The organism is Kocuria himachalensis, from assembly GCF_054784195.1.
Genome location: NZ_BAAGPL010000005.1, coordinates 125,680 through 144,961 on the forward strand (window position 1 = coordinate 125,680; position 19,282 = coordinate 144,961).

General features: G+C 73.6%; 20 protein-coding genes. 12 read left to right on the forward strand and 8 right to left on the reverse strand.

The window, feature by feature from the left end:
* Window positions 1-290: 290 nt before the first annotated feature.
* Both ACYVM4_RS03970 and ACYVM4_RS03975 read left to right on the forward strand, forming a co-directional pair.
* The gene (locus ACYVM4_RS03970; RefSeq protein ID WP_460667727.1) at window positions 291-1,997 is read left to right on the forward strand and encodes a DEAD/DEAH box helicase; all 1,707 of its coding nucleotides are present in this window, start codon (window positions 291-293) and stop codon (window positions 1,995-1,997) included.
* Complete coding sequence (locus ACYVM4_RS03975) at window positions 1,994-2,851, forward strand: DNA-methyltransferase (RefSeq protein ID WP_368820286.1); 858 nt, start codon at window positions 1,994-1,996, stop codon at window positions 2,849-2,851. Before ACYVM4_RS03970 ends, ACYVM4_RS03975 begins: the two co-directional genes overlap by 4 nt.
* Before the next feature lie 30 nt (window positions 2,852-2,881).
* On the opposite strand, the gene ACYVM4_RS03980 is transcribed toward ACYVM4_RS03975, so the two are convergent.
* Window positions 2,882-3,733, reverse strand: coding sequence for a PHP domain-containing protein (locus ACYVM4_RS03980; protein ID WP_460667728.1), 852 nt, complete (start codon window positions 3,731-3,733; stop codon window positions 2,882-2,884).
* 81 nt (window positions 3,734-3,814) lie between these two features.
* Here ACYVM4_RS03980 and ACYVM4_RS03985 point away from each other — a divergent pair, with 81 nt between their 5' ends.
* Window positions 3,815-5,389 carry an aminopeptidase P family protein gene (locus ACYVM4_RS03985; RefSeq protein ID WP_368820288.1) on the forward strand — a complete coding sequence of 525 codons (1,575 nt, stop codon included), beginning with the start codon at window positions 3,815-3,817 and terminating at the stop codon, window positions 5,387-5,389.
* Between the two features lie 11 nt (window positions 5,390-5,400).
* Here ACYVM4_RS03985 and ACYVM4_RS03990 read toward each other — a convergent pair whose 3' ends face one another.
* Window positions 5,401-6,396, reverse strand: a complete 996-nt coding sequence (locus ACYVM4_RS03990; protein ID WP_460667729.1) for a YflT domain-containing protein — start codon at window positions 6,394-6,396, stop codon at window positions 5,401-5,403.
* Between the two features lie 143 nt (window positions 6,397-6,539).
* On the opposite strand from ACYVM4_RS03990, the gene ACYVM4_RS03995 reads away from it, so the two are divergent.
* Genes ACYVM4_RS03995 through ACYVM4_RS04005 form a run of 3 tightly spaced genes read left to right on the forward strand, consistent with a single transcriptional unit; the run spans window position 6,540 to window position 9,643 of the window.
* Window positions 6,540-7,841 carry a magnesium transporter MgtE N-terminal domain-containing protein gene (locus ACYVM4_RS03995; RefSeq protein WP_368820290.1) on the forward strand — a complete coding sequence of 434 codons (1,302 nt, stop codon included), beginning with the start codon at window positions 6,540-6,542 and terminating at the stop codon, window positions 7,839-7,841.
* Window positions 7,834-8,463: a DUF1003 domain-containing protein gene (locus ACYVM4_RS04000; RefSeq protein ID WP_368820291.1), complete on the forward strand. Its 630-nt coding sequence runs from the start codon at window positions 7,834-7,836 to the stop codon at window positions 8,461-8,463. The genes ACYVM4_RS03995 and ACYVM4_RS04000 overlap by 8 nt, the downstream gene beginning before the upstream one ends.
* Window positions 8,456-9,643: an Mrp/NBP35 family ATP-binding protein gene (locus ACYVM4_RS04005; RefSeq protein WP_368820292.1), complete on the forward strand. Its 1,188-nt coding sequence runs from the start codon at window positions 8,456-8,458 to the stop codon at window positions 9,641-9,643. The genes ACYVM4_RS04000 and ACYVM4_RS04005 overlap by 8 nt, the downstream gene beginning before the upstream one ends.
* A gap of 40 nt (window positions 9,644-9,683) precedes the next feature.
* Here ACYVM4_RS04005 and ACYVM4_RS04010 read toward each other — a convergent pair whose 3' ends face one another.
* Together ACYVM4_RS04010 and ACYVM4_RS04015 are read right to left on the reverse strand one after the other, a co-directional pair.
* Window positions 9,684-10,037, reverse strand: coding sequence for a Sec-independent protein translocase family protein (locus tag ACYVM4_RS04010; RefSeq protein WP_368820293.1), 354 nt, complete (start codon window positions 10,035-10,037; stop codon window positions 9,684-9,686).
* A 37-nt stretch (window positions 10,038-10,074) separates the two neighbouring features.
* Window positions 10,075-10,746, reverse strand: a complete 672-nt coding sequence (locus ACYVM4_RS04015; RefSeq protein WP_460667730.1) for a hypothetical protein — start codon at window positions 10,744-10,746, stop codon at window positions 10,075-10,077.
* Between the two features lie 225 nt (window positions 10,747-10,971).
* Between ACYVM4_RS04015 and ACYVM4_RS04020 the strand changes: the two genes are divergently transcribed.
* Entirely contained in the window at window positions 10,972-11,604 is a 633-nt protein-coding gene (locus ACYVM4_RS04020; RefSeq protein WP_368820360.1) for an O-methyltransferase, read from the forward strand.
* 124 nt (window positions 11,605-11,728) lie between these two features.
* Here ACYVM4_RS04020 and ACYVM4_RS04025 read toward each other — a convergent pair whose 3' ends face one another.
* From ACYVM4_RS04025 to ACYVM4_RS04035, 3 genes are all read right to left on the reverse strand, one after another.
* Window positions 11,729-11,896, reverse strand: coding sequence for a DUF3117 domain-containing protein (locus ACYVM4_RS04025; RefSeq protein ID WP_017833415.1), 168 nt, complete (start codon window positions 11,894-11,896; stop codon window positions 11,729-11,731).
* 119 nt (window positions 11,897-12,015) lie between these two features.
* Window positions 12,016-13,239 carry a hypothetical protein gene (locus ACYVM4_RS04030; RefSeq protein WP_460667731.1) on the reverse strand — a complete coding sequence of 408 codons (1,224 nt, stop codon included), beginning with the start codon at window positions 13,237-13,239 and terminating at the stop codon, window positions 12,016-12,018.
* Complete coding sequence (locus ACYVM4_RS04035; protein ID WP_368820296.1) at window positions 13,236-13,547, reverse strand: DivIVA domain-containing protein; 312 nt, start codon at window positions 13,545-13,547, stop codon at window positions 13,236-13,238. Before ACYVM4_RS04035 ends, ACYVM4_RS04030 begins: the two co-directional genes overlap by 4 nt.
* A 219-nt stretch (window positions 13,548-13,766) precedes the next feature.
* Here ACYVM4_RS04035 and ACYVM4_RS04040 point away from each other — a divergent pair, with 219 nt between their 5' ends.
* The 4 genes from ACYVM4_RS04040 to ACYVM4_RS04055 all read left to right on the forward strand — a co-directional run bounded on the left by ACYVM4_RS04040 (window position 13,767) and on the right by ACYVM4_RS04055 (window position 17,093).
* Window positions 13,767-14,486 carry an amino acid ABC transporter ATP-binding protein gene (locus tag ACYVM4_RS04040; protein ID WP_438612793.1) on the forward strand — a complete coding sequence of 240 codons (720 nt, stop codon included), beginning with the start codon at window positions 13,767-13,769 and terminating at the stop codon, window positions 14,484-14,486.
* 53 nt (window positions 14,487-14,539) lie between these two features.
* Entirely contained in the window at window positions 14,540-15,394 is an 855-nt protein-coding gene (locus ACYVM4_RS04045; RefSeq protein ID WP_368820297.1) for a glutamate ABC transporter substrate-binding protein, read from the forward strand.
* A gap of 134 nt (window positions 15,395-15,528) precedes the next feature.
* Entirely contained in the window at window positions 15,529-16,215 is a 687-nt protein-coding gene (locus ACYVM4_RS04050; protein WP_368820298.1) for an amino acid ABC transporter permease, read from the forward strand.
* The gene (locus ACYVM4_RS04055; protein ID WP_368820299.1) at window positions 16,215-17,093 is read left to right on the forward strand and encodes an amino acid ABC transporter permease; all 879 of its coding nucleotides are present in this window, start codon (window positions 16,215-16,217) and stop codon (window positions 17,091-17,093) included. The genes ACYVM4_RS04050 and ACYVM4_RS04055 overlap by 1 nt, the downstream gene beginning before the upstream one ends.
* A 22-nt stretch (window positions 17,094-17,115) precedes the next feature.
* Here ACYVM4_RS04055 and dapE read toward each other — a convergent pair whose 3' ends face one another.
* Window positions 17,116-18,225, reverse strand: coding sequence for a succinyl-diaminopimelate desuccinylase (dapE, locus tag ACYVM4_RS04060; RefSeq protein WP_368820300.1), 1,110 nt, complete (start codon window positions 18,223-18,225; stop codon window positions 17,116-17,118).
* 52 nt (window positions 18,226-18,277) lie between these two features.
* On the opposite strand from dapE, the gene dapD reads away from it, so the two are divergent.
* Window positions 18,278-19,243: a 2,3,4,5-tetrahydropyridine-2,6-dicarboxylate N-succinyltransferase gene (gene dapD, locus ACYVM4_RS04065; RefSeq protein WP_368820301.1), complete on the forward strand. Its 966-nt coding sequence runs from the start codon at window positions 18,278-18,280 to the stop codon at window positions 19,241-19,243.
* Window positions 19,244-19,282 lie beyond the last annotated feature (39 nt).

Sequence of the window (19,282 nt, forward strand, 5' to 3'; positions counted from 1 at the left end):
GTCGTCGGGCTACACTGTTAAGCGCACTGGATGACCGGTCGTACCCGCGATCCCACGAACGACAGACACCTACTCGCCCCCGCTCCCCGCGAACAGGCCCCGCATGGCGGCCTCGCGCAGGACCGGATCCGGGCGCCACGCTCCCGTGGCCCGCCCGGTCGAGGCGGCGCACGCTCACGATCGGCTTCCACCCAACGCACGCCCCCGGCGTCCGCCAGCACGGCGGCCCCGAGGCCGGACCCTGAGGTCCCCTCTCTTCAGCGGGCGTGCCCGAACGAAGGAACCCGACCGTGACCGACTACATCACCGACACCGCACCGGACGCCGCGCCCGGCGACGAGACCGCCCTCGACGGCACCCCCGAGGTGGTCGTCGAGACCACCGAGCACCCCGAGCCGCTGCCCCAGGACTTCGCCGAGTTCGGGGTGCGCCAGGACATCGTGGACTCCCTCGCGGCCGAGGGCATCGTCCACCCCTTCCCCATCCAGGCCATGACCCTGCCGGTGGCGCTATCCGGGCAGGACATCATCGGCCAGGCCAAGACCGGCACGGGCAAGACCCTCGGCTTCGGCATCCCCGTGGTCCAGCGCGTCGTGGGCCGCGGCGATGCGGGGTGGGACCAGCTGAAGAAGCCCGGCGCCCCGCAGGCGCTCATCGTGGTGCCCACCCGCGAGCTCGCCGTCCAGGTCGGCCACGACCTGGCGACCGCCGCGCGGACCCGCAACGCCCGGGTGGCGACCATCTACGGCGGCCGCGCCTACGAGCCCCAGATCGAGCAGCTGCAGGCGGGCGTCGAGGTCGTCGTCGGAACCCCCGGCCGGCTCATCGACCTCAACCGGCAGCGCCACCTCGACCTCTCCGCCGTGCGGGCCGTGGTGCTCGACGAGGCCGACGAGATGCTCGACCTCGGGTTCCTGCCCGACGTCGAGAAGCTGCTCTCGGCCGTGCCCGAGGTCCGGCAGACCATGCTGTTCTCCGCGACGATGCCCGGGCCCGTGGTGGCCATGGCCCGCCGCTACATGACCAAGCCCATGCACATCCGGGCCGCCGCGCCGGACGAGGGCGCCACCAAGAAGGACATCCGCCAGGTGGTCTACCGGGCGCACCAGCTCGACAAGGACGAGGTCGTGGCCCGGATCCTGCAGGCCGAGGGCCGGGGACGCACGATCGTGTTCACCAAGACCAAGCGGGCCGCGGCCAAGCTCGCGGACGAGCTGATCACCCGCGGCTTCGCCGCCGCCCCGCTGCACGGCGACCTGGGCCAGGGCGCGCGCGAGCAGGCGCTGCGCGCGTTCCGCAACAACAAGGTCGACGTGCTCGTGGCCACGGACGTCGCCGCCCGCGGCATCGACGTCGAGGACGTCACGCACGTCATCAACTTCCAGTGCCCCGAGGACGAGAAGACCTACCTGCACCGCACCGGCCGCACGGGCCGGGCCGGCAACAAGGGCACGGCCGTGACGTTCGTGGACTGGGACGACATCCCCCGCTGGCGTCTGATCGACAAGGCCCTGGAGCTCGGCATCCCCGAGCCCCGCGAGACCTACTCGTCCTCCGAGCACCTGTACGAGGAGCTGAGCATCCCGAAGGGCACGAAGGGCCGGCTCCCCCGCTCCAAGCGCACCCACGAGGGGCTGGGCGCCGAGGTGCTCGAGGACCTCGGCGAGCCCGGCGGACGCAAGAGCGGTCCTCGCGGCGACGGCCGGGACGGGCGCTCGCGCGACCGCGGCGACTCCCGCCGCGGCGAGGGCCGTGGCGAGGGCCGCGGCGCCGGCCGTGGCGAGGGCCGTCGTGGTCGCGTGCTCCGCGACGACGCCGCGGCGCCGGCCGCTCCGCGCGAGGACGGCCGGGGCCCCCGGGGGAAGTCGCGGGAGACGGCCTCCGAGGCCTCCCGGGAGACCTCGGTGGAGCGCACCTCGGACGGCACCACCCGGCGCCGTCGGCGCCGCCGCAGCGGCGGGGCCGCGCAGGAGCAGAGCGACACCGCCGGCGAGTGAGCCCCTTCGCCTTCGACGCCGAGGGCCCCGACGCGGTGGTCGCCGCGGAGAACCTGGATCTCCTGCGGCGGCTGCCCGGCGGGGCCTTCCGCATGATCTACGTGGACCCCCCCTTCAACACGGGCCGCACCCAGCGCCGCCGGGAGTCCACCGTGACGCCGGCCGCCGCCGGCGAGGGCGACCGCACCGGCTTCGCCGGCCGCTCCTACACGACCGTGCTGGGGGCCCTGCGCAGCTACGACGACGCGTTCGCCGACTACTGGGGGTTCCTGGAGCCCCGCCTGCGGGAGGCGTGGCGGGTGCTCGCCGACGACGGGACGCTGTACCTGCACCTGGACTACCGGGAGGTGCACTACGCGAAGGTCATGCTGGACGCGATCTTCGGCCGGGAGTGCTTCCTCAACGAGATCATCTGGGCCTACGACTACGGGGGGCGCTCCCGCCGTCGCTGGCCCGCCAAGCACGACAACGTCCTGGTGTACGTCAAGGACCCGGAGCGGTACTTGTTCGACAGCGCCGAGGTGGACCGGGAGCCGTACATGGCCCCCGGTCTGGTGACCCCGGAGAAGGTCCGGCTGGGCAAGCTGCCCACGGACGTGTGGTGGCACACCATCGTCTCCCCCACCGGCCGGGAGAAGACCGGCTACCCCACGCAGAAGCCCGTGGGCCTGGTGCGGCGGATGGTCGCCGCGAGCTCCGCCCGCGGTGACTGGGTGCTGGACTTCTTCGCCGGCTCCGGGACGCTCGGCGCCGCCGCCGGGCAGCTCGACCGGCGGTTCGTGTGCGTGGACCGCAACCCGGAGGCGATCGAGGTCATGCGCGCGCGCCTGCCGGGCGCGACCGTCTGGGACTGAGCACGCGCTCCGCCCGGTGGGACAGGGGTGTCAGGGATAGCGCACGGGGACGCCGGAGCCGGCCTGCTCCTCGATCCGCACGAGCGACTGGACGGAGGTCAGGTTCTCCCCCAGCCGGTTGGGCTTGCCGGCCCCGTGGTAGTCGCTCGAGCCCGTGACCACCAGGTCGTGCTCGGAGGCCATCCGGACGAGCCGGGCCCGGGCGTCGTCGGGGTTGTCGCGGTGCGCGACCTCGAGCCCTCCGAGGCCGGCGTCGATCATGGCTTCGAAGACCTCCGGGCCGACCACCCGGCCGCGGGCCGCGGCGAGCGGGTGCGCGAAGACGGGAACGCCGCCGGCGGCCCGGACGAGGCGCACCGCGTGCACCGGGTCCGGGGCGTAGTGCGGGACGTAGTAGCGGGAGCGGCTGTGCAGCACCGAGGCGAAGGCCGCGGTGCGGTTCTTCACGACCCCCACGGTGACCAGAGCGTCGGCGATGTGCGGGCGGCCCACGGTCGCGCCCTCGCGCACGTGGTCCAGGACCACGTGCCAGTCGATGGGGTAGTCCTCGGACAGCAGCTCGACCATGCGCTCGGCGCGGGTGCGCCGGGAGCAGCGGGAGGACTCGACCTCGGCGAGCAGGCCCGGCTCCCGCGGGTCGTGCAGGTAGCTGAGCAGGTGCACCGAGATCCCGTCGTCGGTGGTGCACGAGATCTCCATGCCCGGGACGAAGGCGACCCCCAGTGCCACGGCGGCGTCCCCGGCCGCCTGCCAACCGGACGTGGTGTCGTGGTCGGTGAGGGCGAAGACGTCCAGGCCCGCCGCGTGCGCCGCGCGGGCGACGTCCGCCGGGCTCTCCGTGCCGTCGGAGTCGGACGAGTGGGTGTGCAGGTCGATCTTCACCCGCTCCACGATACCGGTCCGGGCCGGACGGCCCGCCGCCTCCCGTGGCACGATGAGACGGACGACGCGAGGAAAGGAATCATGACAGAGCACAGCACCACACCCCAGGACGCGACGCAGCCGCTCTCGGACCGGGTCGACAACCGGTCCCAGCGCCCCGACTCCGCCGCCTTCCAGCAGTTCATGGCGTCCCAGTGGGCCGAGGCGGAGCCCACCGAGGTGGACCGGGCCCCGGTCGCGGACTTCGCCGCCGAGCGGCGGCGGCGGATCTCCGAGCGCTTCCCCGGCGAGCGGCTCGTGCTCCCCGCCGGGCCGCTCAAGGTCCGCTCCAACGACACCGACTACCGCTTCCGGCCGCACTCCGCGTTCGCGCACCTCACGGGGCTGGGCGTGGACCACGAGCCCGACGCCGTGCTGGTGCTCGAGCCCGTCGAGGAGGGCGCGGGCGACGACGGGGGCCACCACGAGGCCACCTTGTACTTCCACCCCATGGCCGGCCGGGACTCGAAGGAGTTCTACGCCGACGCCAAGAACGGTGAGTTCTGGGTCGGCCCCCGCCCCACCTTGGAGGAGCTGGGGGCCGCCTACGGGCTGCGCACCCGGGACCTCGGGGGCCTCGAGGACGCGGTCACCAAGAACGCCGGGCCCACCGCGCTGGGCGGGCTGCGCCTGCGGCTCGTGCGCGAGGTGGACCTGAACGTCGACGCCCTGGTGGACACCTCCCGGATCAACACCGGGGTGGACCTCGAGGCCTCGGACGCCCTCGACGGCGAGCTCGCCGAGGCGCTCTCCGAGCTGCGGCTGGTCAAGGACGCCCACGAGGTCGGGCAGCTGCGCGAGGCCGTGGACGCGACCATCGCCGGCTTCACCGACATCGTGCACGTGCTGCCCGCCGCCGCGGGCCACCGCCACCGCGGCGAGCGCATGGTCGAGAGCGCCTTCTTCGCGCGCGCCCGCACGGACGGCAACGACCTCGGCTACGACACCATCGCGGCGTGCGGCAACAACGCCACGGTCCTGCACTGGATCCGCAACACCGGGCGGGTCATCCCCGGGGAGCTGATCCTCGTGGACGCGGGCGTGGAGGCCGACTCCCTCTACACCGCGGACATCACCCGCACCCTGCCGGTGAACGGGCGCTACACGGACGTCCAGCGGCGGATCTACCAGGCGGTCCTCGACGCCGCCGACGCCGCGTTCGACGCCGCGGTGCCCGGCAACCGGTTCCGGGACGTGCACGCCGCGGCCATGGAGGTCCTGGCGCGGCGGCTGGAGAGCTGGGGGCTGCTGCCCGTGACCGCCGAGGTCTCGCTCTCCGCGGAGGGCCAGCACCACCGGCGGTGGATGCCGCACGGCACGAGCCACCATCTGGGCCTCGACGTGCACGACTGCGCGCAGGCGAAGCGGGAGCTCTACGTGGACGGGGTGATCGAGCCCGGCATGGTGTTCACCATCGAGCCCGGCCTCTACTTCAAGGAGGAGGACCTCGCGGTGCCGGAGGAGTACCGCGGGATCGGCGTGCGGATCGAGGACGACGTCCTGATCACCGAGGACGGCAACGTCAACCTCTCCTCCGGCCTGCCCCGCACCCCGGACGAGGTCGAGGCGTGGATGACCGGGCTGTGGCACGCCCGGGAGGGCGTCGACCCCAGCTGAGCCGGCCGCCGTCAGCGGGAGGCGTCGGTGGACGTGCTCCCGCCGGCCGGCGGCTCGGCCCCTTCCGCGGCCGGGCCCTGCTCGTCGGCGTCCTGCCGGCCGGTGCCCTGGGCACCGGCGTGCTGTCCACCGGCGTCCTGACCGGCGGTGCCCTGTCCACCGGTGTCCTGGGTGGCGGCGTCCCCCGAGGCGTCCCCGGAGGGGAGCCGGATGCCGTACTGGGGCCGGCCGTCGGGCAGGTCCTGGAACATCGCGGAGCGGCCGGGCGCGGCGGCCTGCTCGCCCTGGCCCTCCGCCGGTGCGGCTCCCGCGGGGCCGCGGGGCGGCTCCGCGGGAGCACCGTGCGGGTCCGCGGGAGCGCCGTGCGGCTCCGCGGGAGCGCCGTAGGAGGGCCGCTGCCACGGGGCCCCCGCCGGGGGCCGCCCCGGGGTCCCGGTCTGCGGGGAGCCCTGCCGCGTCCCCTGCGGTCCGTGCTGCGGGGTGGGCCGCGGTGCGGAAGCCGTGCGCGGCAGGCTCTGCAGACCCCGCATCCCCTGCAGCACCTGCTGGGCGCGCTGGGCCACCTCGGGGGCGGCCACGACGTCGTAGGACGTGGCGACGATCTGGTTGGTCGAGGTGAAGTCCCGCTTCCCGCGCTGCATGGCGTAGGTGATGGTGGCGAGCAGCATCCAGAAGGCCCCGCCCATCAGCACCGACACGAGCAGCGTGGACAGCCACTGCTCCCCGCCCAGCAGCGACAGGATCATCCCGAGGAAGGCCCCGAAGACCATGCCGTTGAGCGCGCCCTGGCCCGCGACCTTCGGGTAGCTGAGCCGGCCGGTCACCTGCTCCACGGACTTCAGGTCGTTGCCGACGATCGCGATCCGGTCCACCTCGAACTGCTCGTCCGCGAGGTGGTCCACGGCCTTCTGCGCGTCGGCGTACGAGCCGTAGCGCCCGATCACCTCCCCGCGGGGCAGACCGCGGACGGCGGGACTGGCGGGGGGCAGGGACCGTGGCGAGCTCATGCCCCCATTCTCCCCCATCCGCCCGCCCCGCCGCGCCCCGCACCGGGCCCCCGGCGCGCGACCGGCCCTGCGACCGGCCCTGCGACCGCCCCTGCGACGGGCCCCGCGACGGGCGCCGGGGAGCCGGTGGGTAGTCTTGTACGGTGAGCAGCCACATCGACAAGATCTTCATCGCGCGCCTGATCGGCCTCGACGTGTTCGACCCGCTGGGGGACCGTCTGGGGCGGCTGCGCGACGTCGTCGTGCTCATGCGCGGCAGCTCCCGGTACGGCCGCTCCTCCCGCCGGCCCCTCGTGGTCGGCCTCGTGGTGGAGGTCCTCGGCAAGAAGCGGGTGTTCGTGCCCATGACCCGCGTGACCAGCATCGACGCGGAGAAGATCATCAGCACGGGGCTCGTAAACCTGCGCCGCTTCGAGCAGCGCGGAGCGGAGACCCTCGCCGTGGGCGAGGTCTTCGACCGCACCGTGGTGCTGCGCGACGGCTCCGGCTCGGCCACGGTCGAGGACATGGCGATGGAGCGCAAGCGCAACACCGGGGACTGGCTGATCACGCAGCTCTTCGTCCGCCGCACCGGTGCGGGCGGGGGCCTGATGCGCCGCCGCAACGAGACGCTCATCATCGACTGGGAGGACGCGGGCGACCCGTCCGCCGCGGGCCACCAGCCGGCCACCCAGTGGGTCGCCTCCCACGAGGAGCAGCAGCCCGCCGACCTCGCCGACGAGCTCCACGACATGTCGGCCAAGCGCATGCTCGAGATCGCCCACGAGCTCCAGGACGACCGGCTCGCCGACGTCCTCGAGGAGCTCCCGGAGGAGGACCAGGTCTACATCCTCACCAACATGGAGCCGGACCGCGCGGCCACGGTGCTCGAGGAGATGGAGCCCGACGACGCCGCCGACCTGCTCAACGAGCTGCCCGACGCCCAGGCCGAGGAGCTCCTCGCCCTCATGCAGCCCGAGGACGCCGAGGACGTCCGGCGCCTGCTGGAGTACGAGGAGGGCACGGCCGGCTCGCTCATGACCCCCGTACCGATCATCCTGCCGCCCGAGGCCACGGTGGCCGAGGCGCTCGCGCACATCCGCCAGGAGGAGCTCAGCCCCGCGGTCGCGGCGGCCGTGATCGTCTCCCGCCCGCCCCTGGAGACGCCCACCGGCAAGTACCTCGGCATGGTGCACACCCAGAAGCTCCTGCGCTACCCGCCGCCCGAGGCCGTGGGCAACCTCATCGACCGCTCGTTCGAGCCGGTCTCCGACCTCGCCTCCCTGCAGGAGGTCGCCCGCGAGCTCGCGACCTACGACCTCACCATCATCCCGGTGGTCAACGACCACGACCGGGTCGTCGGGGCGATCACGATCGACGACGTCCTCGACGCCCTGCTGCCCGAGGACTGGCGCACCGCCGACGACGGGACCCCGATCCGGAAGGTGGGCAAGCGGTATGAGTGAGCGCGAGCCCCGCCGCCCCCGCGTCAGCCCCCGCGGCAACGCCCTCGACCAGCCGCGCGAGCACCGGCCCGGGCTGCTGGACCGGTTCCGGCCGAACCCCGACGCCTTCGGGCGGATGACCGAGGGCTTCGCCCGCTTCATGGGCACCCCGCAGTTCCTGCTGTGGATGACGGTGTTCGTGGCCCTGTGGCTGGGCTGGAACACCATCGCCCCCCGGGAGCTGCAGTTCGACTCGAAGGACCTCAACTTCACGCTGCTCACGCTGATGCTCTCGCTGCAGGCCTCCTACGCGGCGCCCCTGCTGCTGCTGGCCCAGAACCGGCAGGACGACCGGGACCGGGTGACCCAGGAGGAGGACCGCCGCCGCGCGCAGCAGAATCTCGCCGACACCGAGTACCTGACCCGCGAGATCGCCTCGCTGCGGATCGCGCTGCGCGACGTCGCCACCCGCGACTTCGTGCGCTCGGAGCTGCGCTCGGTGCTCGAGGAGATCCTGGAGTCCCAGGACGAGGCCCCCGACGCCGACGAACCGGGGACCCCGCCGAGGAGGTCCGCCCGCCGCAGGAGCAGGAACCCCGACCGCCCCACCACCCCCGAGACCCGAGGGAACCCCCGTGCCTGAGCCCCGCCCCGACGACGTCCTCGCCCCCGAGGCCCTCGACCCCGCCCTGCGCGCCGCCCTCGACCGCGTGCTCGACCCGGAGCTGCGCCGGCCCGTGACCGAGCTGGGGATGATCCGCGCAGCCAGCCTCGACGACGCCGGCCACGCCGCGGTGCACGTGCTGCTGACGATCAGCGGCTGCCCCCTCCGCTCGACCATCGAGCGGGACGTCCGGGACGCCGTGGGGACCGTGGCCGAGGTGCGCTCCGTGGACGTCGAGATCGGGGTGATGACCCCCGAGCAGCGCACCGCCCTCAAGGAACGGGTGGGCCACACCCGGACCGTCCCCTTCAACGACCCGTCCTCACTGACGCGGGTGCACGCCGTGACCAGCGGCAAGGGTGGTGTCGGCAAGTCGACGGTCACCGTCAACCTCGCCGCCGCGCTCGCCGCGCGGGGCCGGTCGGTGGGCATCGTGGACGCTGACGTCCACGGCTTCTCCGTCCCCGGCCTGCTCGGCATCGACCGGGCGCCCACGCAGGTCGGGGACATGATCCTGCCCCCGGTCGTGGACGTTCCCGAGGCGGCGCGGGAGGACTCCGGGCGCGCCGGGGTGCTCAAGGTCATCTCGATCGGGATGTTCGTGGACCCGGACCAGCCGGTGGCCTGGCGCGGGCCGATGCTGCACCGCGCCGTGGAGCAGTTCCTCACGGACGTGCACTTCGGGGACCTGGACCACTTGTTCCTCGACCTCCCGCCGGGCACGGGCGACATCGCGATCTCCGTGGCGCAGCTGCTGCCCTCGGCGGAGGTGCTCGTGGTCTCCACGCCCCAGCAGGCGGCGGTCGAGGTCGCCGAGCGCTCCGGGGCCCTCGCGATGCAGACCGGTCAGAAGGTGGCCGGGGTGGTCGAGAACATGGCGGGCATGCCGATGCCGGACGGGAGCGTGCTCGAGCTGTTCGGCGCCGGCGGAGGCACCCGGATCTCGGAGTCCCTGACCCGCCGGCTGGGCTACGACGTGCCGCTGCTCGGCGCCGTGCCCCTCGACGTCGCCCTGCGCGAGGGCGGGGACGCCGGCCGGCCGGTCGTGTGGTCCGCGCCGGACTCGCCCGCCGCGGTCGCGCTGCGCTCGGTCGCCGACGCCCTGGGCGCCCGCCCGCGCGGGCTCGCCGGGCGCCCGCTGGGCCTGGGGCCGCGCTGACGCCTTGCCGGGCCCGCGGTCCGGCAAGGCGGGCGCAGGCTCAGGTGGCCTCGGTGTCGAAGGGGGCCCGCTCGCCCGGGGCCAGCCGGGTCAGCACCGGCCCGGGGCGGGGGCGCGGCGCGGCGGGCTGCGCCGGCTCGTCGTCCTCCAGCAGGGCCTGGCGCACGATGGTGCGGGGGTCGTACTGGCGGGGGTCGAGCTTGCGCCAGTCGACGTCGGCGATCTCCGGGCCGAGGGTCTCCTTGAGCTCCTCGGTGGCGCCGGTCGCGTAGCGCTTGGCGGCCTTGACCAGCTCCTTGAGCTTCTCCGCGTACTCCGGCAGCCGCTCCGGCCCGATGATGAACAGGGCCAGGAGCACCAGGATGATCGCTTCGCCGCCGTTGATGCCGAGCACAGGAGAAGATTTTACCAGTCCGAGGGCCGGGGGCCGGTCAGCCGAAGATCTCGCGCAGGCCGACCAGTGTCGTCTCGACGACTCCGGGGTCCCCCACGGACGGTTCCACGACGCGCCCCCGTTCGTCGGCCACGACCAGACCCACGGCGTGGGCCATCGCGGACGGGCCGGAGTCCCCGGAGACCGTGTAGACGACCTCGTCCCCCACGAGCACCGCGCGCCACGGCGGCCCGGCGTCCACCCACAGCGGCACGCCCTCCACGGCGACGCGCTCGAGGCCCTCGGCGCTCACGGGCAGCCCGGAGAGCCCGTCCATGGGGTTCTCCCGGTCGACCCGCCCGCGCTGCTCGACCACCACGACCTCGTCCTCGCCGCGGTGGAGCGTGACGACCACGACCGGGTGCCCGGACAGGGCGCCCCGGGTCATCGAGACCACCCGGAACCTGTCCGAGGCCAGGGTGGGCAGCGTCCAGCCCTCGGCGCGCAACCGGTCCGCGGACACCTCGTCCGCGTGCAGCACCCCGTGGGTGCCGTGCCACGCCGAGACCGGCACCCGTTCCTCGGCGCTGTGCGCGGACTGCGCCACGACCGTGCGCCCGACCGCGTAGCCGGAGCCCAGGACCAGGGTGAGCACCGCGCTCACCGTGGCCGCGGCCACGGGGAGGGCGCTGCTGCGGCGGTCCGGCGCGGTGCGGTCCGGGCGGGGCATCGGTCCTCCTCGTGCGGCGGTTCGGGCGGGACGGTCCGGGCGGACCCGTGGTCCGGCCCCGCGCCGCGGCCGGCACCATGAACGGGTCCATGAACGGGTCCGTGGAAGACGTCGTGATCGTCTCCATGATCGACCGGCAAGCTGGATGCCGACTGGACGGTGGCCGGGCGAAGGGGCCCAGCCGGTAGGATGGCGCGCATCCACTACAGCGACGAAGGGCGGACCATGGGCGCGGACAAGACGACGAGCTGGTCGTACGCCGAGGCGTTCGCCGCCGAGGACGAGCTCGCCTACCGCGCCCGGGAGCGTTCCCTGGCCCTGCGCATCCCCCCGGTGACCCCGGGGACGGCCGCCGCCCTGACCGTGCTCGCCGCGGCGGCACGGCCCGCCACGGTGGTCGAGGTGGGCACCGGGGCCGGGGTGTCCGGTCTCGCCCTGCTGCGCGGGCTGCCCGGCACGTCCGTGCTCACGACGATCGACACCGACATCCGGGCGCTGCGCGCGGCCCGCGACACGTTCCGGGAGGCCGGGATCCCGACGAGCCGGACCCGCACCATCCCCGGCCGCGCGTCCCTCGTGATGCCCCGGCTGAGCGCCGGCGCCTACGACCTCGTGTTCCTCGACGCCGACGCCGAGGGGACCCTCGACTACGCGGAGGAGGCGGTCCGGCTGCTGCGCCCGGGCGGGATGCTCGTGGTCAACGACGCCCTGTCCCAGGACAAGGTGGCGCAGCCGGCCAACCGCGAGGAGAACACCCGGACGATGCGGGCCGTGCACCGGCTGTTCCGGGAGGACGAGCGCTTCAGCACCGCCCTGCTGACGACCGGCTCGGGCCTGCTGCTGGCCGTCCGCCGCTGAGCGGCCGGCTCCCGCGGCCCGGCTCCGGCCGACGGGCCCGCGGACGGTCCCCCGCACGGACCCTCGGACGGCCGAGGGGCCCGGCACCTCGTGGTGCCGGGCCCCTCGCCGTCCGCGCCGGTGGTCACTCGGTGACGCCGGCCAGGCACTCCTTGAGCTCCGCGGCCTCGGCCGGCTTCAGCTCGACCACCAGCCGTCCGCCGCCCTCGAGCGGCACCCGCATGATGAGGCTGCGCCCCTCCTTGGTGACCTCCATCGGTCCGTCACCGGTTCTCGGCTTCATGGCCGCCATGTGGGAACTCCTCTTCCTCGATTGGTGTGAATCCCATCCTATCCGAGCCGCCGCCGTGGGCCCGGACCGTCCCGGGCCCGGGGCCGCGTCGGCGTGGCCGGCGCGGTGGCCGGACGGGGTCAGGGCGGGTAGTCCCCGCCCCCGGGCAGCTGCTTCCAGTGCCACAGCCAGCCGACCCAGACGAGCTGGAGCACCGCGCCGAAGACCACGCACGCCACCCGGTAGGCGCGCGAGTCCGAGACCGCGGCCAGCGGCAGGGCGAGCGGGAACAGCGGCAGCAGCAGCCGGAAGGTGCTGGTCTGGGGGTGGAGGAAGAGGAGCAGGTAGACGGCGTAGCTCGCCAGCCACACGCGCGTGAGCAGGTCCAGCCGGTCCCGGACCACGCGGGCACGCAGCAGCACCGTCCCGCCCGCGACCAGCAGCACGGGCGCCGCGAGGCCCAGCACGGGTCCGAACAGTCCGACGGCGGCGTCGAACCACGGCACGACCGGTTCCAGCCCTCCGCCGCCCCGCCACGCCGTCTCGGTGTCGGTGTACGCGGTCGGCTCGCCCGTGACGGCCCACGCGATCGCCGGCCAGGCGAGGGCCGCGCCGCAGGAGAGGACCGCGAGGGCGAGGAGCCCGTCGACGGCGTCGGCCGCGCGGCGCAGCTCCCCGGCCCGGTGCCGGCGCACGGAGCGCACGAACCACGTGATCCCGAGGGCCGCGGCGAAGGGGACCCCCGCCGGGCGCGTCAGGCACATGAGGAGCACCACGGGGGCGGCCGCAAGGTGACTCCCCCGCGCCACCAGCAGCAGCGCCCCCGCGAGCAGCAGCAGGTGCAGCGACTCGGCGTAGGGGACCTGCAGCACCGGGGCCACCGGGTTGAACGCGACGAGGGCGAGACCCCACAGCGCCGTGGTCGGCGGGGCGAACCGGAGGAACAGCCGGTGGACGAGCAGGACGGCGCCGAGGCTCGCCGCCAGGGACACGGCCGAGGCGGCCACGTCCCAGCCCGCGCCGGTGACCGCCGAGACCGCCCGGACGACCAGCGGGAAGACCGGGTAGAACGCCCAGGCGTTCTCCTGCACCTGCCCGTCCCCGCCCCGGGGCAGGGACGCGGGATAGCCCTCCTGGGCGATGCGCTCGTACCAGTCCGAGTCCCAGATGCCGGTGAAGGCGAGGTAGCCCAGAGCGCCGTCCCCCCACGGGCCGGGGCCCTGCTGCCGGCCCACCGTGGTGAACACGGCCCACGCCCAGAGCCGGGAGACCGCCCAGATCAGCACGGCCTGCGCCCACCAGGGGGCGTGCGCCCACCAGGGGGCGTGCGCCCACCGGAGGGCCACGGCCGGCCGGGTGCTCACGCCCCGGGCACCGTGCGGGACGGCGGGTCCTCCGGCGGCGGCGGCAGCCGGTCCGCGAGGTGGGCGAGCACGGCGTGGACCTCCGCGGGGTCGTAGCCGCGGCGCCGGACGGAGAACGTGATCCGCTCGAGGTCCTCCGCCGTCGGGTGCTCGGGCAGCACGAGCGGCGCGCCGGGGGCGCGCCCCACGGCGATCCCGTCCCGTGCGGGGGCCACCCGGTCGGCGAGCCGGTCGCGGCCGAGGACCACGACGCCCACCACCGTGAGCAGCAGCACGAGCCCGGACAGGACCACGAGGAGTTCGGTCATGCCCCCAGGCTATGCGCCCGCCCTCCGGCGGGCGGGTGCGGACGAGCGTGCCGGAACGGGCGCCGCAACATTGCTACGGGTGGGTACGCAATTAACGCGATTGCAACGTGTCCGGCATCACGCGGAACGAATCTGGGATATCTTTCCGGTATGTCACACGCCACTCCGCCGGCCGCACCGGCCTCCCCCGCCGCGGGGACGGCCGAGGCCCTGGTCCGCATGTCGCACGTCAACAAGCACTTCGGGGACCTGCACGTGCTCCGGGACATCAACCTGGAGGTGAAGCGCGGCGAGGTGGTGGTCGTGATCGGCCCCTCCGGCTCCGGCAAGTCGACGCTGTGCCGGGCCATCAACCGGCTCGAGAGCATCGACGACGGCGAGATCCTCATCGACGGAAACCGGCTGCCCGAGGAGGGCAAGGCCCTCGCGAAGCTCCGCGCCGACGTCGGCATGGTCTTCCAGTCCTTCAACCTCTTCGCCCACAAGTCGGTCCTGCAGAACGTGACCCTGGGGCCGGTCAAGGTGCGGGGGAAGTCGTCGTCCGAGGCGAAGAAGCAGGCCATGGAGCTGCTGACCCGCGTGGGCGTCGACAACCAGGCCGAGAAGCTGCCCGCGCAGCTCTCCGGCGGCCAGCAGCAGCGCGTCGCCATCGCCCGGGCCCTGGCCATGGAGCCGAAGGTGATGCTCTTCGACGAGCCGACCTCCGCCCTCGACCCCGAGATGATCAACGAGGTCCTCGACACCATGGTCGCCCTGGCCAGGCAGGGGATGACGATGATCGTGGTCACGCACGAGATGGGCTTCGCCCGCAAGGCCGCCGACCGCGTCGTGTTCATGGCCGACGGCATGATCGTCGAGGAGAACACCCCCGAGGAGTTCTTCACGAATCCGCGCTCCGAGCGCGCCAAGGACTTCCTCGGCAAGATCCTCGGCCACTGACCGTCCCCCGCCCCTCCGACACACGCCACCACCTCCACAGCAAGGAGCACACCATGCGCAGCAGCAAGCCCCTCGGACTGGCCGCGATGGCCGCGGCCGCGGCCCTGACCCTCTCCGCGTGCGGAGGTGGCGGCGACGGCGGGTCCGGCACGGAGACCGGGGGCGGCGGCTCGGGCGAGTCCGTCCGGATCGGCATCAAGTTCGACCAGCCGGGACTCGGCTACCGCGACGGCAGCGAGTACACCGGCTTCGACGTCGACGTCGCCAAGTACGTCGCGGGCGAGCTCGGCTACTCCGAGGACCAGATCGAGTGGGTCGAGTCCCCCTCCGCCAACCGCGAGAACATGCTCTCGAACGACCAAGTCGACATGATCTTCGCGACCTACTCGATCACCGAGGAGCGCGACCAGACCGTGGACTTCGCCGGCCCCTACTTCGTGGCCGGCCAGGACCTGCTGGTGCGCGCCGACGACTCCTCGATCACCGGTCCGGACGACCTCGAGGGCAAGAACCTGTGCTCGGTGACCGGCTCGACCTCCGCGCAGAAGGTCAAGGACGACCAGCCCGGCGCCAACCTCGTCGAGCAGCCCGGCTACGCCGACTGCCTCACCGCGCTCGAGTCCGGCCAGGTGGACGCAGTGACCACCGACGACATCATCCTCGCGGGCCTCGCCTCGACCGACGCCAACCAGGGCAAGTTCAAGGTGGTCGGCAACACCTTCTCCGAGGAGCGCTACGGCGTGGGCCTGCCCGACGGCTCCGACCAGTGCGAGGCGGTCAACGCGGCCATCACCAAGATGATCGACGAGGGCGCCTGGGAGGAGGCCGTCACGGCCAACACCGAGGGCGCCGACTACACCTACAACGCCGAGCTCAACCCGCCGGAGCCCGCGCCCTGCGGCGAGTGACCCCGGACGCGTGAGCACCCCGTGGCCGGCCGGCGCCCGGCCGGCCACGGGACCGCGACCGCGCAGCACGCCGACCGATCCGCGACGAAGGGGCCTTCCGTGACCCAGGACCAGCCCGACCCCCGGGAGCTCCCGTGAACGACTACCTGACCGACTTCGCCAGTCTGTTCGCCCAGTACGACGTGCCGGGCGCCTTCTGGGTGAACCTGCAGCTGACCTTCTGGGCCGCGATCGGCTCGGCGGTCCTCGGCGGGCTGGTCGCCCTGATGCGCATCTCCCCCATCGCGTCGCTGCGGCTGCTCGGCACGACGTACGTCAACCTGTTCCGCAACACGCCCCTGACCATCATCCTCGTGTTCCTGGTCCTGGGGGTGTGGAGCCAGCTCGGCATCAACCTCTCCTCGGACTTCGACCGGAACTTCTTCCTCTACGCCGTGATCGGCCTGAGCCTCTACCACGCGGCCTTCGTCTGCGAGGCCATCCGCTCCGGGGTCAACACGGTACCGGCCGGACAGGCCGAGGCCGCCCGGGCCATCGGGCTGAGCTTCCTGCCGGCGGCCCGGCTGATCGTCTTCCCGCAGGCCCTGCGCGGGGCGATCACCCCGCTCGGCAACACCCTGATCGCCCTGACCAAGAACACGACGGTGGCCGCGGCCGCGTCGGTCACCGAGATCTCCTCCCTCATGAAGACCATGATCGAGTTCCGCCCGGACGTGATCATCGCGATCTTCCTGGTGGTGGCCCTCGGCTTCGTCCTCATTGTCGTCCCGGTGGGCCTGCTCACCACCTGGGCCTCCCGGAAACTGGCGGTGAAGCGCTGATGGCCTCCTCCAAGACCCAGAACGTCCTGTTCGACGTCCAGGGGCCGCGCGCACGCCGGCTCACGCTCCTGCTCAACGTGGTGGGCGTCCTGCTGATCGCCGCGCTGGCCTGGATCGTGCTGGGCGCCCTCGCCGAGCAGGGCCAGCTCGACGCCGATCGGTGGTCCCCGCTGCTCACAGCCCGGGCCTGGGAGAACTTCCTGCTCCCGGGGCTGTGGGAGACGCTGCGGGCCGCGCTGCTGGCCGTGGCGCTCTCGATCGCCTTCGGCCTGGTCTTCGGTCTGGGCCGGCTCTCCCAGCTGGCCCCGGTGCGCTTCGTCTGTACCGTGGTGGTCGAGTTCTTCCGGGCCGTGCCCGTGCTGGTGATGATGATCTTCTTCTACCTGGGGATCGGCCGCGCCGGCCTCGTGGAACCCGCCAACGTGCCGTTCTGGGCCGTGGTGCTGGGCCTGATGTTCTACAACGGGTCGGTCATCGCCGAGCTCATCCGCTCGGGCGTGCACCAGCTGCCCAAGGGCCAGCGCGAGGCGGGCCTGGTCATCGGGCTCACGCCCTCCCGGTCCCTCCGGATGATCGAGCTCCCGCAGGCCCTGACGGCGATGCTGCCCTCGATGGTGAGCCAGTTCGTGGTGATCCTCAAGGACACGGCGCTGGGCTACATCATCACCTACCCGGAGCTGCTCGCGAGCGCCCGGCGCCTGGGCTCCGGGGACGGCAACATCCTGCAGACCCTGTTCGTGGTGGCGCTGCTCTTCGTGCTCATCAACTACCTGCTGACGTCGCTGGCCGCGTGGCTGTCGCGGTTCCTCAGCTACCGGACCGCGGGCCGGACCAAGCCGGCCGAGGGGCCCATGGCCGCCGAGGAGATGACCGTCTGACGGCCGCTCAGGCCTCGAGTGCTCAGTCCGTGAGCCACGCGGCCAGAGCCCGGTAGCACTCCCGGACCGCGTCGGCGCTCACGTGCTCGTCGTCGGTGTGGGCGAGCAGGGCGTCCCCCGGTCCGAAGTTCACGGCGGGCACGCCCATCTGCGAGAAGCGGGCCACGTCGGTCCAGCCGTACTTGGGCTTGGGCTCCTGGCCCACCGCGGCCACGAACGCGGCGGCCGCGGGACGGTCCAGACCGGGCCGCGCCGCCGGGGAGAGGTCCGTCAGCTCGAGGTCGTAGCCGGCGAACACCTCCCGCACGTGCGCCACGGCGTCCTCGGGGCTCCGGTCCGGGGCGAAGCGGTAGTTGATCTCCACGTGGGCGGTGTCCGGCACCACGTTGCCGGCCACACCGCCGCCGATCCGGATCGCGTTGAGCCCCTCCCGGTACTCGAGCCCCTCCACCGCCACGGTCCGCGGCTCGTAGGCGGCCAGGCGGGCGAGGACGTCGGCCTGCTTGTGGATCGCGTTCTCCCCGATCCAGGACCGCCCCGAGTGGGCGGCGCGGCCCGTGGTGGTGATGCGGAAGCGCATCGTGCCGTTGCACCCGCCCTCCACGGTCCCGTCGGTGGGCTCGAGCAGCACCGCGAAGTCCGCCTCGAGCAGCTCGGGGGCGTGGCGCTGGAGCCGGCCCAGCCCGCTGGCGTCGGCGTCGACCTCCTCGTGGTCGTAGAACACGTAGCTGACGTCGCGGTTCGGCGCGGTCAGGGCCGCGGCCAGGACGAGCTGGACGGCCACGCCGCCCTTCATGTCGGTGGCGCCCCGGCCGTACAGCACCCGGTCGCCGTCCACGCCCGTCCACGCGGAGGGGACGGTCCCGCGGGCGCCGGGCGTGGTCGGCAGGGGCACGGTGTCGAGGTGGCCGGCGAGCACGACCCGCTCGGCGCGGCCCAGGTCGGTGCGCGCCACCACGGCGTCCCCGTCCCGGTGCACGGTGAGGTGCGGGAGCCGGCGCAGCGCGGCCTCGACGGCGTCGGCGAGGGGGCCCTCCGAGCCCGAGACGGACGCGATGTCGATGAGGGCGGCCGTCAGGTCGGCGGGGTCCGCGGCGAGGTCGAGCTCGGGTGCGATCATGGCTGCCAGCATAACGGGGCCGCCGTCGCCGCCCCGTCGGCCCGGGACCGGCGTCCCCCGTAGGATGGAGGCCATGACTGCTTCCACCTCTCGTCCCGCCTCCGGTCTCGGCCTGGCCACCGTCGTGGCCTCGGGCCCCAAGGAGGGCACCGTCCTCGACGTCTGGTACCCCACCCCGTCCCTCTCCGACGCGGTCGACACCTCCCTCGACGCGGACCTGCGGCTCGCGGCCACCGCCGACCCCGACCGCAACGTCCGCAGCGAGATCGTCGAGACCGTGATCGACCTCGACGCCGCGCCCGCCGACGCCGCGGACGCGTACCTGCGCCTGCACCTGCTCTCCCACCGCCTCGTGCGCCCCAACACCCTGAACCTCGACGGCGTGTTCGGCCTGCTCGCGAACGTCGCCTGGACGGACCGCGGGCCCGTGCTCGCCGAGGAGCTGACCTTCGCGCTGCTCCGGATGAAGGCCTCCGGCGGGCACGTGACCGTGCACAGCGTGGACAAGTTCCCGCGGATGGTGGACTACGTGGTCCCCACCGGCGTGCGGATCGGCGACGCCAGCCGGATCCGGCTCGGCGCCCACCTCGCCGAGGGCACCACGGTGATGCACGAGGGCTTCGTCAACTTCAACGCCGGCACCCTGGGCCAGTCCATGGTCGAGGGCCGGATCAGCGCCGGAGTGGTCGTGGGCGACGCCACAGACGTCGGCGGCGGCGCCTCCATCATGGGCACCCTCTCCGGCGGCGGCAAGGAGCGGATCACCGTGGGCGAGCGCGTGCTGCTCGGCGCCAACTCGGGCGTCGGCATCTCCCTCGGCGACGACTGCGTGGTCGAGGCCGGCCTCTACGTCACCGCCGGCACCCGCGTGAGCGTGCACTCCGACGGCGATCGGTCCACGGCCAAGGCCTCGGAGCTCTCCGGCCTGTCCAACCTGCTGTTCCGCCGCAACTCCCTCACCGGCGTCGTCGAGGTGCTGCCCCGCGCCGGCGGGTCCGTGGAGCTCAACGCGGCGCTGCACGCCAACTGAGCGCCGCGGGCCCCCGCCCGGCGCCGCGCAGGTCGGGCA

Coding starts and splice junctions, on each gene's coding strand:
- dapD (WP_368820301.1), top strand. CDS start 18,278: ATGGAGGCCATGACTGCTTCCACCTCTCGTCCCGCCTCCGGTCTCGGC.
- ACYVM4_RS03990 (WP_460667729.1), bottom strand. CDS start 6,396: ATGAGCTCGCCACGGTCCCTGCCCCCCGCCAGTCCCGCCGTCCGCGGT.
- ACYVM4_RS04015 (WP_460667730.1), bottom strand. CDS start 10,746: ATGCCCCGCCCGGACCGCACCGCGCCGGACCGCCGCAGCAGCGCCCTC.
- ACYVM4_RS04020 (WP_368820360.1), top strand. CDS start 10,972: ATGGGCGCGGACAAGACGACGAGCTGGTCGTACGCCGAGGCGTTCGCC.
- ACYVM4_RS04025 (WP_017833415.1), bottom strand. CDS start 11,896: ATGGCGGCCATGAAGCCGAGAACCGGTGACGGACCGATGGAGGTCACC.
- ACYVM4_RS04000 (WP_368820291.1), top strand. CDS start 7,834: ATGAGTGAGCGCGAGCCCCGCCGCCCCCGCGTCAGCCCCCGCGGCAAC.
- ACYVM4_RS04055 (WP_368820299.1), top strand. CDS start 16,215: ATGGCCTCCTCCAAGACCCAGAACGTCCTGTTCGACGTCCAGGGGCCG.
- ACYVM4_RS04040 (WP_438612793.1), top strand. CDS start 13,767: ATGTCGCACGTCAACAAGCACTTCGGGGACCTGCACGTGCTCCGGGAC.
- ACYVM4_RS04045 (WP_368820297.1), top strand. CDS start 14,540: ATGCGCAGCAGCAAGCCCCTCGGACTGGCCGCGATGGCCGCGGCCGCG.
- ACYVM4_RS03985 (WP_368820288.1), top strand. CDS start 3,815: ATGACAGAGCACAGCACCACACCCCAGGACGCGACGCAGCCGCTCTCG.
- ACYVM4_RS04035 (WP_368820296.1), bottom strand. CDS start 13,547: ATGACCGAACTCCTCGTGGTCCTGTCCGGGCTCGTGCTGCTGCTCACG.
- dapE (WP_368820300.1), bottom strand. CDS start 18,225: ATGCTGGCAGCCATGATCGCACCCGAGCTCGACCTCGCCGCGGACCCC.